Origin of the sequence: Pelomonas sp. Root1217 (genome assembly GCF_001425705.1) — a bacterium.
Classification (GTDB): domain Bacteria; phylum Pseudomonadota; class Gammaproteobacteria; order Burkholderiales; family Burkholderiaceae_C; genus Pelomonas.
In genome coordinates this window covers 200,994-215,063 of record NZ_LMDC01000030.1, presented here as the reverse complement: position 1 = coordinate 215,063, position 14,070 = coordinate 200,994, and the positions used below count along the sequence as shown (strand labels likewise).

Sequence of the window (14,070 nt, the reverse complement as noted above, 5' to 3'; positions counted from 1 at the left end):
GGTCAGACGACGAGGATGGGCGTGTAGGTGCGGACGTGCTCATGCACGTCGTTGAGGACCAGCCCATCGCTCTGCACCCAGGAATGCGCAGCGAAAGGCCGGGTTCGCACGCCAATGACCCATGCCGGAAACATCCCGCGCCGGGCAAGAAAACGGATCAGCGTCAGCGAGTCATGCAGGCATTTGTCATGTGCGGTGAACAGGAAGGGGCGAAGCCGCATGTATGCCGACACGGCGTCGCGCAATGCCGCCGTGCTCGCCCCGTCGTCGGTGCTGCGGCTGTGCGGGCGCAGGCGCGCCACGCGGCTCGCGATGTCAGCCAGGCTCAGACGCCGCAGCCAGAATGCAGCACCCGCAGCGGCCCACGCAAGGCACAGGACCTCTCGCACGGCCGCCGGCGGACGCGCGAGGTCGGCATAGGGGTCGACACAGTCCAGCACTTCGGGAAGCAGCGGCCCCGTTCGACGTGGCATGCGCGCTTGAGAGAGCAGCCGTTGATCGAGCAGGGGCTGCAGCCGCTCCGTGGTGGCCGGACTCAGCGTCAAGGCGTTCCCGTGCGCTGCAGGGCAGGGCCAGTCGACGATCACTTGACCCAGCGCATCCAGCTGCGAACCGGCGAAGCCGAGATACTTGTTGCGCCGCATATCCAAAAGCAGGACCTGCTCATCGACGCGACAGGCTCGGACATGGTCAGCCAGCTGGTACGGTGGTGGTGACGCATGGATGCGTTGCATGGCAACTCCCTTCGTTCGATGTGTATAGCCACAGCTGGCTGCATGCCGTGTAGCCTGGCGTGGAAGCAGGACCTTGGATCCCTCCTCGGTCCTGCTCAGCTCAACGATCACGCGTTGCGCCGTTGACGCGCAGTCGGCCGCCTGCACGCCGGAGGTACAGCGCCGTGATCAGGGCTTGTACGGAGCTGCTTCGTTCAGCTCGGGCTCCACGCCCTGGATGCGACCCTTGGTCTCCTCCTTGGCATCGCCCAGGTCAACGATTTCCAGTTGCAAGTCTTCGTTCATCACGTTCTCCTTCAGGTTGAGTTGCCGTTGAATGCCTTCAGCGAAATGCATCAGGCCGGCCAAAGCTAACGGCGCCTGCGCGGGCCATCCATAGCCTTGCTCGAGCCCTGTCTTGCGTTCGGCCTCGACGGGTTGCATGAAGGCGGCAGCGGCCGTTCAGCCGGGCGCCAACGCGCACGACATCCGGGTGCTGTGGCGTGACGGGTTGTTCGTTCGGTTCCCGTGGCGTCGTGAAGCCGGGCAACTTGCTACATCGACGGCGAGTGGGGTTGCATGCGAGGCCTTGCGGCTCATCGGATCACCCGCGCGCCGCTTCAGTTGCGCATCGCCGCCGGTGTCAACGCCGCGGTCGTCCCAGGGCAGGGCCACGGCACCGGGGACGTCCCTGCGCGGGCCGTGCGATGGGCGCCCCGTGCCGATGGAATACCGAACGTTGGCACTGCCATCCGTAAAAACGCGGAGAAAAGGATCAATTCGCTAACGTCATGGAGAGATGGACGCTTCCATCTTCGACGACCGCGCCTTGCGGACTTGGCACGTTTACTGGCAGGCCGCCGTGGGGCGCAGTTTTCTGAGTGCGCCGACGCTGGCTCGCCGAATCCGAACCCGTTTGCTGGAGGCGCACCGCGCTCCCCAGCGCAAGCTGTTCTTTTATCTGCTGACACCTTCTGAGATCCACCTCCTGACGGCATTGCCCGCCGGCGACAAGCCCGACGCGATTGCGCATGGCGTTGCCAACATCGTTGCGCGTTGGGTGCGTGACGCCGACGGCATCCGCGGGCCCGTCTTCGCCGGCGCTTCTCAGGCCCGCCAAATCGACAGCCTTGAGCAGCTCCTCCAAGAGGTCCGGATGCTGGCGTGGCGCCCCGTCTCTTTGGGGCTGTGTGTCGCGCCGACGCATTTTGCGCATTCAGCGTTGCGATGCGCCGTGGGCTTGGACTGGGTGGAGGGGTTTGACTCCTGCGCGCTGCATCGCCTCCTGGGCAACACGGTGCGGGAGGGGCGATCCGCGCTGCGCTCGCGGATCGCACTGCGTCCGGGCGAGGTGGAGATCCTTCAATGGGAACTTGAGCATGGGATCGCCCTTGCGTCCGGCGCGGTCGGCCCTTTTGGGCCGATGTCCCGAGAGGTGCGCGGCGCTGCGGCCGTGCTCGTGGCTGCCAGCGAGACCAAGAACATCGCCGGAGCGCTGGCACTTCTGGAACGCTGGGTGGAGATCAAGCTGCGGGCACGTGGTGCGCAGAGCTTGGTGGTCCGCAAGGACCATCTGGCCGCAACCGCGCGGGCACTGGTGGCCAACCTGGCCGTGCAGTCAGGCCTGTGCTCCGCCAGCGCGGTGGCACGGCACTACGGGCGGGCGAAGGCGACGCTGAGCGAGCAGATGGCGGCGAGCCGAAACCGGCCGCGTGATCGGCAGATTCTGGCCATGCCTACGTCAAGAATTGTCCAGGAAGCCCTCGCTCTGGCCATCGATGAGAAGAAGGTGAAATGAAACAAGGCTATGACTGAGGCATATGCCCGTCGTGTGTTCCAGGTGGCGTATCGACCGGGGCGCCGCCACGTCGAGCGAGATTCTTTGGCGCCGATTTGGCATGCGGCTGCGCGGCACTGCGTCTCCGCGCATCGCGCGGTGTATCAGCGCACCGCCGCTGCCGGCGGCGAAACAACGATCTCGCCGAGGCTGACGCGGGTGTCGATGCGGGCATCGGGCAGGTCCCAGGGGGCCGCGAGCAGCGGGTTCGGGCCGCAGCTGGTTCCGCAGTTCCACGACGAACCGGCGTCGCTGCTCAAGCCGATCACGTGGACGGCCGTGCGGGTCGCGAGCACCTCGCCCATGGAGGGTGCGCCGATGATGTCCTGGTGGATCTTGGATCCGATGACGGTATGGAAGCTGCCGGCCAGCACCACGGCGCTGTGCTTGGGATGCCGGGCCAGGGCCGCGGTGACCGTGTCGGCCATGCCCCGATCCTCCCGGGCCTGCACGACTTTGGAATCGCTGACGGGCGCGGAGGTGGCGGCATCGGGACTCCAGGGCTGCACCATGGCAATCAGTTCCACGGGCAACCCTGCCAGGCGCCAGCGCCGCACCTGTTCCAGCAGCTTGAGCATCGCCGCGCTGCTGCGACCATCCTGCATGGGCGCTGCCCAGTCATGCTCGCGCAGAAGCGCGCGGACGTCGTCGGCGCGACCGGCCGATGCCAGGTAGCGGTCCAGCGCCGGCTGTTCAACGCTGATGCGTTCCACCGCCAGGATGACGGGGCGATCGAGTGTCAGCAGACCGCAGACGAGCCGGGCCACGAAGGCCGGCGATTGCTCGTTGCCATGGGTCTCGCCGACGAGGATGACCCGTTCGGTGATGCGGTCGAACTGCAGCTGCGGCTCGGCTTCGCAGTTCGGCGCAGCGGCGCGGGCCACCGCAGCGAGCAACGCGAGGGCCGTGGTGCAAAGGATCTTGTGCAGGTGCGAGTTCATTGAGGTCCGAGTTCGCGAACGGCGTCAGTGATGATCCCGTCGATGCCGTCGGCAATGAGCCGCTCGGCGATCGCTGCATCGTTGACCGTATAGACCAGCGCCCGCCAGCCCTTGGCATGCAGGCGGGCGATCAGCGCACGGTCCATCAGCCGGTAGTTGGTGATGACGGCGACAACGCCCAGCGCCTGGGCGCCCTCGGGCCATCCGTCCCAAAGCTTGTCCAGCAGCAAAGCGCGCGGCAGCGCCGGTTCGGCATCACGAGCTGCCGCCAGGGCGTCGGGCTTGAAGCTGCTCAGCAGCGGCGGCAGCGCGCCGGCCCACAGGCGCGCCGCCTCACGGGCCACGGCAGCGCCGGTACGGGCTTCTTCGCCGGGACAGGGCTTGATCTCGACGTTCAGTGCGCAGCCGTTGGCCTGGCAGAAGGCCGCAATCTGGGCAAAGCGCGGCAGCGGTTCGGCGGCAAACGGCGGGCTGTGCCAGCTGCCGGCGTCGAGTCCGGCCAGTTGCGCCCAGTCCGCTGAAGCCGGCGATCCCTGCCCGCTGGTCGTGCGATCCAGCGTGTCGTCGTGCAGCAGGAACGCTTGGCCGTCGCGGCTGAGCTTGACGTCGCACTCAAACGCACGAAAGCCGAACCCGGCGCCCATGCGGAAGGCGGCCAGCGTGTTCTCCGGCGCGAGCTTGCCGGCGCCGCGATGGGCCAGCCACAGCGGATAGGGCCAATGCGCCTTCACAGCCTTTGCCCCGTCTTGGCGTCAAAGCGGTGCAGATGCATGGGGCTGAAGGCCAGGTGCAGCCAGTCGCCCGGCTGGGGCGGGGGCAGGGTGGCGTCCAGTCGCAGCGTGAAGGGCGTGGCGCTGCCGAGCTTGCCGTAGACCAGCCGCTCGGCGCCCAGCATCTCGATCATCTCCACGCGCAGGGGCCAGCCTCTGTCGGCCAGCTGCGCATGCTCTGGGCGCAGGCCGAGCGTCAGTTCACCTTCCACGCCCGGCGGCACGTCGAGCTCGGCGCCGTCGATGAAGAACTGCCCGCCGTGCTGTCGGCCTGGCAGCAGGTTCATCGCTGGCGAGCCGATGAAGCTGGCGACGAAGGTCGAGGCCGGCTGGCCGTAGACCTCTTCGGGCGTGCCCATCTGCTCGATGCGGCCGCCGTTCATGACGATGATGCGCTGCGCCAGCGTCATGGCCTCGACCTGGTCGTGGGTGACGAACAGTGAGGTGACGCCCAGCTCCCGGTGCAGCTTCTGGATCTCGAGCCGCGTCTGCACGCGCAGCTTGGCGTCGAGGTTGGACAGCGGTTCGTCGAACAGGAACAGCTGCGGGTCGCGCACGATGGCGCGGCCCATCGCGACGCGCTGGCGCTGGCCGCCGGACAGCTCGCGCGGCTTGCGCTCCAGCAGGTGGCCCAGCTCCAGGATCTTGGCGGCGCGCTGCACACGCTCGTCGATCTCGGCCTTGGGCATCTTGCGCAACTTCAGACCGTAGGCCATGTTCTGGCCCACGCTCATGTGCGGGTACAGGGCGTAGTTCTGAAACACCATGGCGATGTCGCGGTCTGCCGGCTCGACGTCGTTGACGACGCGCGAGCCGATGGCGATTTCGCCCTCGCTGACCTCTTCCAGCCCCGCCACCATGCGCAACAGCGTGGACTTGCCGCAGCCCGACGGGCCGACGATGACGACGAACTCGCCGTCCTTGACCTCGGCGTCGACGCCGTGGATGACCTGCACGGCCTTAGGCCCGTGACCGTAACGCTTGATCAGTTTTCGAATAGAGATCGCAGCCATTTATTTCTCGGTATCGACCAGACCCTTGACGAACCAGCGCTGCATCAGGATCACCACCAACGCGGGCGGGATCATGGCGAGCAGCGCCGTGGCCATGACCAGGTTCCAGTCGTTGGCGGCCTCGCCGCCGCTGATCATGCGTTTAATGCCGATGACGACGGGGTACATGGATTCGTCGGTGGTCACCAGCAGCGGCCAGAGGTACTGGTTCCAGCCGTAGATGAACTGGATGACGAAGAGGGCGGCGATGCTCGTCCTGGACAGCGGCAGCAGCACGTCCTTGAAAAAGCGCAGCGGTGAGGCGCCGTCGATGCGCGACGCCTCCACCAGTTCGTCCGGCACCGTCAGGAAGAACTGGCGGAACAGGAAGGTCGCTGTGGCCGAGGCGATCAGCGGCACGGTCAGGCCGGCGTAGCTGTTGAGCATCTGCAGATCGGCCACTACCTGGTAGGTCGGGCCGATGCGCACCTCCACCGGCAGCATCAGTGTCACGAAGATGGCCCAGAAGAAGAACTGCCGCAGCGGGAAGCGGAAGTAGACGATGGCAAAGGCCGACAGCAGCGAGATGGCGATCTTGCCGACGGCAATGACCATGGCCGTCACGAAGCTGACCCACATCATGCGGGCCACCGGCGCGCTGGAGCCTGAGCCCGTGCCGCCGCCCAGGGCCGTGGCCATGTTCTCGATCAGGTGGCCACCCGGCACCAGCGGCATGGGCGCATGCAGGATGGCCTCGGCTGTCTGTGAGGCGGCGATGAAGGTGACGTAGAGAGGGAACGCCACCACCGCCACGCCGAGCAGCAGGATGGCGTGGGCCAGCCAGTCCAGCCAGGGCTTTCTTTCGACCATCAGTATTGGACCTTCTTCTCGACGAAGCGGAACTGCAGCACCGTCAGGCTGACGACGATGACCATCAGCACGACGCTCTGCGCCGCCGAGCCACCCAGGTCCAGGGCCTTGAAGCCGTCGTGATAGACCTTGTAGACCAGGATGGCCGTCTCCTTGCCCGGGCCACCCTGCGTGGCGGCGTCAACGATGCCGAAGGTGTCGAAGAAGGCATAGACGATGTTGATGACCAGCAGGAAGAAGCTGGTGGGCGTCAGCAGCGGGAAGGTCACGTCCCAGAAGCGCCGCCAGGGGCTGGCGCCGTCGATGGCCGCGGCCTCGATGAGCGAGCGCGGGATGGACTGCAGGCCGGCCAGGAAGAACAGAAAGTTGTAGGAGATCTGCTTCCACACCGCCGCCATCACGATCAGCGTCATGGCGTGGTCGGGGTTGAGCAGGTGGTTCCAGTCAAACCCCAGGGCGCGCAGGCCGTAGGCCACGATGCCGATGGACGGCGCGAACATGAAAAGCCACAGCACGCCGGCGATGGCCGGCGCGACCGCATAGGGCCAGATCAGCAGGGTCTTGTAGACGCCCGCGCCACGCACCACCCGGTTGGCCATGACGGCCAGCAGCAGCGATATCGACAGACCCAGGACCGCGACCAGCACGGAGAAAAAGGCCGTGGTCTTGAACGAGTCCAGGTAGCTCGCATCAGCCCATAGCGCCCTGAAATTCTCGAGGCCGACCCATTCGGTCGACAGCCCGAAGGCGTCCTGCTGCTGCAGTGACTGCAGCAGCGCCTGGGCCGCGGGCCAGAAGAAGAACACGCCGATGACCGCGGCCTGCGGCGCCAGCAGCAGCCAGGGCAGCCAGCGGGACCGGAATACGACGCGTTTTTCTTGCGCCATGTCAGCGGGTCACAGCTTCGCGGTCTTGGCGAACTTCTCCAACTGCTCGTTACCGCGTTTGACGGCCGCGTCCAGGGCTTCCTTGGCGGTCTTCTTGCCGGCCCAGATCAGTTCGAACTCTTCGTCCACGATGGTGCGGATCTGCGGGTGGTTGCCCAGGCGCACGCCGCGCGACTTGTCGGTGGTCTTGCGGATCATCTGGTTGACGGCCACGTCGCTGCCTGGGTTGGCCTTGTAAAAGCCGCTGGCCTCGGTGGCGGCAAAGGCGGCCTTCGTGGCCGGCAGGTAGCCGGTGCGCTTGTGGCTTTCCGAGGCGACATCGGCGCGCGCCAGGTATTCGAAGAACTTGGCCACGCCCTTGTATTCGGCCGGCTTCTTGCCCGCCATCGCCCACAGACTGGCGCCGCCGATGACGGTGTTCTGCGGTGCGCCGGGCACGTCGGGGTAGTAGGGCAGGGCGGTGATGCCGAAGGCGAACTTGGCGCTCTTCTTGACGTCGCCGTAGATGCTCGACGAGGCGGTCGTCATCGCGCATTCGCCCGAGACGAAGGTCGCGTCCGACGCGTTGCCGCGGCCCTTATAGACGAACAGCCCCTGCTTGGCCATGTTGGCCAGGTTCTCGATGTGACGCAGGTGCAGCGGCGTGTTGAAGGCCAGGCGCGCGTCCAGCCCGCCGAAGCCATTGTTCTTGGTCGCGAACTCGACGTTGTGCCAGGCCGAGAAGCTTTCCAGTTGCGTCCAGCTCATCCAGGACGTGGTCAGCGGGCATTTGCTGCCGTTGGCCTTGAGCTTGGCGGCCGCCGAGGCCACCTCGGGCCAGCTGGTGGGCGGCTTGTCGACGCCAGCGGCTTTGAGCGCGTCCTTGTTGTAGAAGAAGACGGTGGTCGAGCTGTTGAAGGGAAAGCTCAGCATCTGGCCGTTGGGGGCCGTGTAGTAGCTGGCCACCGCGGGCACATAGGCGCTGGGGTCGAAGGGGATGCCGGCCTCCTTCATGATGTCGGCGGCCGGCTTGATGGCCGCCTTGCTGGCCATCATGGTGGCGGTGCCGACCTCGAAGACCTGCAGGATGTGCGGCGCATTGCCGGCCCGAAAGGCAGCGATGGCCGCGGGCATGGACTCGTCGTAGCTGCCCTTGAAGGTGGGCACGACCTTGTAGTCCTTCTGGCTGGCGTTGAAGTCACGCGCCAGGTCGTTGACCCATTCGCCCCGTGCCCCGCCCATGGCATGCCACCACTGGATCTCGGTCTGGGCCCGGGCCGGGCTGGCCAGACCGAAGGCAGCGCCCAGCGCCATGACATAGGCGAACGACTTCATTGCTGTGTCTCCTTGCGATGTTTTGCGGGTCAGCATAGCGCCGCTTGATGAGCCGCGAATGGCGGGCAAATACGGTGGCGCACTGGGGGCACCCCCCCTCGGTTAGGATTCCGACCCTTGCCGCGAGGGGCCGTGGCCACAAGCCGGGTAGTCCTTGCCCGCCCTGCTGCCAACCCGCGCCGCTGCCCGCCCGAACCAGCCTGAGAAGGCTTCTTTTCCGGTCACGCCGGTTGCCATGAACGCTCCGCATCCCCTGATGCCCACCGCTGAAGCGGCTGACAGCGCAGCCCCCCGGTTGCGCGAGATTCCCTACAACTACACGTCGTTCTCCGACCGTGAGATCGTCATCCGCCTGCTGGGCTCCCGGGCCTGGGAACTGCTGGATCAGTTGCGGCTGGAGCGCCGCACCGGCCGGTCGGCGCGCATGTTGTACGAGGTGCTGGGCGACATCTGGGTGGTGCAGCGCAACCCATACCTGCAGGACGACCTGCTGGACAACCCCAGGCGTCGCGGTCAACTGATCGAGGCTCTGCACCACCGCCTCACCGAAGTTCAAAAGCGCCGTGACCCGGCAAGCGACCCGCAGCGCGATGCGGCCGTCGGCGAATTGCTGGAAGCCGCGCGCGGCGCTGTGGCCGAGTTCGCCAAGTTCTTCGACAGCGTGGCCGGATTGCGCAAGCGTGCCGCCAAGACGCTGGCCCGCCACACGGCCAAGGACAACATCAAGTTCGACGGCCTGTCACGCGTGTCGCACGTGACGGACGCGACCGACTGGCGCGTCGAATACCCGTTCGTCGTCTTGACGCCCGACACCGAGGCCGAGATGGCCGGCCTGGTGGGCGCCTGCTTCGAGCTGGGCCTGACCGTCATCCCGCGTGGCGGCGGCACCGGCTACACGGGCGGGGCGATCCCGCTGGTCTGGAACAGCGCCGTCATCAACACCGAGAAGCTCGAAGCGCTGCGCGGCGTCGAGATGCTTCGTCTGCCTGGCCTGGACCGCGAGGTGCCGACCATCTTCAGCGAGGCTGGCGTCGTCACGCAGCGCGTGGCGGACCTCGCCGAGGCCAACGGCTTCGTGTTCGCAGTGGACCCGACCAGCGCCGAGGCCAGCTGCATTGGCGGCAACGTCGCGATGAACGCCGGCGGCAAGAAGGCCGTGCTCTGGGGCACGGCGCTGGACAACCTGGCCAGCTGGAAGATGGTGACGCCCGACGCCAAGTGGCTGGAGGTCATCCGCCTGAACCACAACCTCGGCAAGATCCATGACGTGGAGGTCGCCAGCTTCGAGCTGCGCTATTTCGACGCCTCCGGCACCAAGCTGGAGAAGACCGAACGCCTTGACATTCCGGGTCGCGTCTTCCGCAAGGAGGGCTTGGGCAAGGACGTGACGGACAAGTTCCTCGCCGGCCTGCCGGGCATCCAGAAGGAGGGCTGCGACGGCCTCATCACCAGCGCGCGATGGATCGTGCACAAGATGCCGGCCCATGTGCGCACCGTCTGCCTGGAGTTCTTCGGCAACCCCAAGGACTGCGTGCCCAGCATCGTCGACATCAAGGACTACATGTTCTCGATTGCCGGCACCGGCGTGCTCCTGGCAGGCCTTGAGCACCTGGACGACCGCTACCTGAAGGCGGTGGGCTATGCCACCAAGAGCAAGCGCGGCGGCCTGCCCAAGATGGTGCTGGTGGGCGACATCGTCGGCGATGACGCCGATGCGGTCGCGCGCGCCACTTCAGAAGTCGTGCGCCTGGCCAACGGTCGCTCGGGTGAGGGCTTTGTCGCCGTCAGCGCCGATGCGCGCAAGAAGTTCTGGCTGGACCGCAAGCGCACTGCGGCCATCAGCAAGCACACCAATGCGTTCAAGGTGAACGAGGACGTCGTCATCCCGCTGCACCGCATGGGCGAGTACACGCTGGGCATCGAGCGCATCAACATCGAGCTCTCCCTGCACAACAAGCTGGCGCTGGTGACGGCGCTGCAAGCCTTGTTCCTGACGGGCAAGCTGCCGCTAGGCAAGAGTGACGACGCTGGCGAGATCCCGAGCGCGGAGTTGCTGGAAGACCGCGTGCAGCAGGCGCTGGCGCTGCTGCGCGAGGTGGGGGGGCAGTGGCAGCAATGGCTGGACGGCCTGGACACCCAATTCTTCGACGGCCTGCAGACGCACGAGTTGCGCGCGTCGTGGAAGACACAGATCTTGAAGCCCCTGCAGGGCATCTTCAATGGCGCGGCCTTCGAGCCGCTGATCGCCGAACTCAAGCGCATCCACAAGGAGGTGCTGCGCGGTCGCGTCTGGGTGGCCCTGCACATGCATGCTGGCGACGGCAATGTGCACACCAACATCCCCGTCAACAGCGACAACTACGAGATGCTGCAGACGGCCCACGCGGCCGTGGCTCGCATCATGACGCTGGCGCGTTCGCTGGACGGCGTCATCTCCGGCGAGCACGGCATCGGCATTACCAAGCTGGAGTTCCTGACCGACGAGGAGCTGGCCAACTTCACGGCCTACAAGCAGCGCGTCGACCCCCAGGGCCGCTTCAACAAAGGCAAGCTGCTGCGTGATGCCGCGCACCCAGCCGATCTGCGCAACGCCTACACGCCGTCCTTCGGCCTGATGGGGCATGAGTCGCTGATCATGCAGCAGAGCGACATCGGCGCGATCAGCGACTCGATCAAGGACTGCCTGCGCTGCGGCAAGTGCAAGCCCGTCTGCGCCACCCACGTGCCGCGCGCCAACCTGCTCTACAGCCCGCGCAACAAGATCCTCGCCACCTCGCTGCTGGTCGAGGCCTTCCTGTACGAGGAGCAGACGCGCCGCGGCGTGTCGATCAAGCATTGGCAGGAGTTCGAGGACGTGGCCGACCACTGCACGGTCTGCCACAAGTGCCTGTCGCCCTGCCCGGTCAAGATCGACTTCGGCGACGTGACGATGAACATGCGCAACCTGCTGCGCAAGATGGGCCAGAAGACCTGGCGACCGGGCAATGCGGCGGCAATGTTCATGCTGAACGCGACCAACCCCGAGACGATCAAGTTCATGCGCACGGCCATGGTGGGCATCGGCTTCAAGGCGCAGCGATTTGCGGTCGACCTGTTCAAGCTCGCGGGGCGCAAGCAGACCAACGCGCCGCCGGCGACGCTGGGCGCAGCGCCGATCAAGGAACAGGTGATCCACTTCATCAACAAGAAGCTGCCCGGCGGCCTGCCCAAGAAGACGGCGCGGGCGCTGCTGGACATCGAGGACAAGGACTACGTGCCCATCATTCGCCCGCCGTCGATGGCGAGCGAGACCGAGGCGGTGTTCTATTTCCCCGGCTGCGGGTCGGAGCGCCTGTTCAGCCAGGTGGGTCTGGCCACGCAGGCCATGCTCTGGCATGCCGGTGTGCAGACGGTGCTGCCGCCCGGCTACCTGTGCTGCGGCTACCCGCAGCGCGGCTCGGGCCAGTTCGACAAGGCCGAGAAGATGATCACCGACAACCGGGTGCTCTTCCACCGCGTCGCCAACACGCTGAACTACCTCGACATCAAGACCGTCGTGGTGTCATGCGGCACCTGCTTCGACCAGCTGCAGGGCTACAAGTTCGAGGACATCTTCCCGGGCTGCCGCATCATCGACATCCACGAGTACCTGCTGGAGAAGGGCATCACGCTCGGCTCCAAGACCAGCTACCTGTACCACGACCCCTGCCATTCGCCGATGAAGCTGCAGGAGCCGATGAAGACGGTGAAGGCGCTGGTGGGTGACAACGTCGTGAAGAGTGAACGCTGCTGCGGAGAGAGCGGCACGCTGGGCGTGACGCGACCGGATATCTCGACGCAGGTGCGCTTTCGCAAGGAAGAGGAGCTGCGCAAGACCGAGACGCAACTGCGCGAGGCAGGCAAGGTCGGCGCCAACGACAACCTGAAGATCCTGACCTCCTGCCCGAGCTGCCTGCAAGGGCTCTCCCGCTATGGCGACGACCTGCAGAACGGGCTGCTGGAAGCCGACTACATCGTCGTCGAGATGGCCAACCAGATCCTCGGCCCCAACTGGATGCCGGAGTACGTGGCTAAGGCCAACAACGGCGGCATTGAGCGGGTGTTGGTGTGACGACGCTCCCGGGCTACCTGCGCACCGCCTTCCGGTGGCAGCGCGGGCGCCAGGGCAGCGGCTACGACAAGATGTTGCTTCTCACGGCGCGGTGGCCTTTGCCGTTCGACAGCTACCTGATCCGCTACCCCGATGGCAGTGCCATACCGCCGCACACCGACCCCGTGCAGGCGGGGCAGCACTACCGGCTCAACGTCGTTTTGAAGGCCTCGCCCCGCGGTGGCGAGTTCGTTTGCGCGACGCCTATCTGGCAGAGCCGGCGCATAAAGTTCTTCCGACCCGATGCCTGCGAGCACAGCGTGACGCGCGTGGAGGGCGGCAGCCGGTATGTGCTGTCGGTCGGCTGGATTAGGAAAGGGTGATCCCATGCCTTGCCCGCTGTGCTCCACCGACGGCGGCTTCGTCGTCGCGCGCACGCCGCAGTTCCGCGTCGTGCGCGTCACCGACGGCGACGAGGCACGACGTTTTCCGGCCTTCTATCGACTCATCTGGAACGCCCATGTCGCCGAGTTCAGTGACCTCTCGGTCACGGATAGACACGCCTGCATGGACGCTGTCACCGAGATCGAGCGGACCTTAAGGTCTTTGCTCGCGCCGACCAAGGTCAACATCGCCAGTCTCGGCAATGTCGTGCCGCATCTGCACTGGCATGTCATCGCGCGTTTCCAGAACGACAGCCACTTCCCGGCACCGATATGGGCGCCCGCCCAGCGGGAGACCGCGCCTTCGCTGGCGCGGCCCCTGGAGGCCGTTGACGCTGCAATAGCGCAGGCGCTCAGCGGCTGATCAGCGCGACACGCACGCCCCTGGACTTGTTGCCGGCTGTCGCTGCGTCTGATGACGGCGCGCGCGGGTTGATGAAGTTGACATTGAAGCGGTAGATCTGCGCGTCGGCCGTGAGCTGCGGGCCGCACTGAAGACGGTTCACTGCAGTGCGCACATTTCGAGCCACGAGGTTGGATATGCCCTTGGCCTGCACGGCGCCGACCTCGCCGTTCTTCATGACGAATTGCACATTCACCTCGCCGTAGCGGCCCTCGACAACCCAGGTGCGCTCCAGTGCGCTTTGCAGCTGGCCTTCGAGATCGGCGCAAGCCGCGTGCACGTCGTAGCGCGCCGGCGCCTCGACGACGCGGCCATTGATTTCAACGCGCTCGAGATCACCCGGCTCGGCCAGCGCGGGCCCGGCGGTGAGGGTCAGCGTGACGGCGCAGGCGATGCCGGCGAACAGGCCGTTGAGCAGGGGTGTGCGCTGAGCCAGAGAGTAGCGGTTTGACATGACGAGCTCCTGTTGGGGTTGTGTGGACAAGGGACGCAAAACGCGTCGACCTGTGCTCAGGCTAGGCGCGCGAATGAGCGGTCCCAAGTCGTAAGTGATGAGTTGCCGGTGGCATGCGACGACCCGCTGAAAACCGCGACCGAATTGCAGCCGGGTCGAATGGCATGCTCGAGCGTGCGCATGCCATTGGTCACGGGCACTGTCATCCGTGATTCCCCGCTAGGGTTACTTCCGTCACTGCGGCCGGCGACAAGGCTGCCTTCGCGTCACGAAGACACTGCGGCCCGCTTCGGATGCGCCATGTCGGCCAGGACCGTTTTGTTGTTGGGTTGAGTCCTGTCGACGAGCTGAACACAGTGGTGCTCCTCGTGGAGATC

Annotated in this window: 13 protein-coding genes; 4 read left to right on the top strand and 9 right to left on the bottom strand. The window is 66.0% G+C overall.

Features of this window, described 5'->3' with window-relative positions:
* Positions 1–2 precede the first annotated feature (2 nt).
* Both ASC95_RS27840 and ASC95_RS32130 read right to left on the bottom strand, forming a co-directional pair.
* Positions 3–734, bottom strand: coding sequence for a lasso peptide biosynthesis B2 protein (locus ASC95_RS27840; protein WP_157256542.1), 732 nt, complete (start codon positions 732–734; stop codon positions 3–5).
* Between the two features lie 168 nt (positions 735–902).
* Positions 903–1,157, bottom strand: coding sequence for a rubrivinodin family lasso peptide (locus ASC95_RS32130; protein ID WP_235538075.1), 255 nt, complete (start codon positions 1,155–1,157; stop codon positions 903–905).
* Positions 1,158–1,512: 355 nt separating this feature from the next.
* Here ASC95_RS32130 and ASC95_RS27830 point away from each other — a divergent pair, with 355 nt between their 5' ends.
* A complete protein-coding gene (locus ASC95_RS27830; RefSeq protein WP_057300953.1) occupies positions 1,513–2,511 on the top strand; it encodes a hypothetical protein in 999 nt (332 codons plus the stop codon).
* A 143-nt stretch (positions 2,512–2,654) separates the two neighbouring features.
* Here the strand turns inward: ASC95_RS27830 and ASC95_RS27825 are convergent, their stop codons facing one another.
* From ASC95_RS27825 to ugpB, 6 genes are read right to left on the bottom strand one after another with little or no spacing between them, the layout of a single operon-like run.
* A complete protein-coding gene (locus ASC95_RS27825) occupies positions 2,655–3,491 on the bottom strand; it encodes a ChaN family lipoprotein (RefSeq protein WP_057300952.1) in 837 nt (278 codons plus the stop codon).
* Positions 3,488–4,222: a glycerophosphodiester phosphodiesterase gene (gene ugpQ, locus ASC95_RS27820; protein ID WP_057300951.1), complete on the bottom strand. Its 735-nt coding sequence runs from the start codon at positions 4,220–4,222 to the stop codon at positions 3,488–3,490. The genes ASC95_RS27825 and ugpQ overlap by 4 nt, the downstream gene beginning before the upstream one ends.
* A complete protein-coding gene (locus ASC95_RS27815; RefSeq protein WP_057300950.1) occupies positions 4,219–5,274 on the bottom strand; it encodes a sn-glycerol-3-phosphate import ATP-binding protein UgpC in 1,056 nt (351 codons plus the stop codon). Before ASC95_RS27815 ends, ugpQ begins: the two co-directional genes overlap by 4 nt.
* A complete protein-coding gene (gene ugpE / locus ASC95_RS27810) occupies positions 5,275–6,123 on the bottom strand; it encodes a sn-glycerol-3-phosphate ABC transporter permease UgpE (RefSeq protein WP_057300949.1) in 849 nt (282 codons plus the stop codon). It abuts the gene before it with no gap.
* A complete protein-coding gene (ugpA, locus tag ASC95_RS27805; RefSeq protein WP_057300948.1) occupies positions 6,123–7,010 on the bottom strand; it encodes a sn-glycerol-3-phosphate ABC transporter permease UgpA in 888 nt (295 codons plus the stop codon). Before ugpA ends, ugpE begins: the two co-directional genes overlap by 1 nt.
* 9 nt (positions 7,011–7,019) lie before the next feature.
* Positions 7,020–8,324, bottom strand: coding sequence for a sn-glycerol-3-phosphate ABC transporter substrate-binding protein UgpB (gene ugpB / locus ASC95_RS27800; RefSeq protein ID WP_057300947.1), 1,305 nt, complete (start codon positions 8,322–8,324; stop codon positions 7,020–7,022).
* A gap of 235 nt (positions 8,325–8,559) precedes the next feature.
* Here ugpB and ASC95_RS27795 point away from each other — a divergent pair, with 235 nt between their 5' ends.
* From ASC95_RS27795 to ASC95_RS27785, 3 genes are read left to right on the top strand one after another with little or no spacing between them, the layout of a single operon-like run.
* On the top strand, positions 8,560–12,414 hold the full coding sequence (locus ASC95_RS27795) for a DUF3683 domain-containing protein (RefSeq protein ID WP_057300946.1): 3,855 nt from the start codon (positions 8,560–8,562) through the stop codon (positions 12,412–12,414).
* Positions 12,411–12,776, top strand: coding sequence for a 2OG-Fe(II) oxygenase (locus ASC95_RS27790; RefSeq protein ID WP_057300945.1), 366 nt, complete (start codon positions 12,411–12,413; stop codon positions 12,774–12,776). The genes ASC95_RS27795 and ASC95_RS27790 overlap by 4 nt, the downstream gene beginning before the upstream one ends.
* Before the next feature lie 4 nt (positions 12,777–12,780).
* Complete coding sequence (locus ASC95_RS27785; protein WP_057300944.1) at positions 12,781–13,200, top strand: HIT family protein; 420 nt, start codon at positions 12,781–12,783, stop codon at positions 13,198–13,200.
* Here the strand turns inward: ASC95_RS27785 and ASC95_RS27780 are convergent.
* Complete coding sequence (locus ASC95_RS27780; protein ID WP_057300943.1) at positions 13,190–13,693, bottom strand: hypothetical protein; 504 nt, start codon at positions 13,691–13,693, stop codon at positions 13,190–13,192. The two genes, ASC95_RS27785 and ASC95_RS27780, sit on opposite strands and share 11 nt — an antisense overlap.
* Positions 13,694–14,070: the final 377 nt, after the last annotated feature.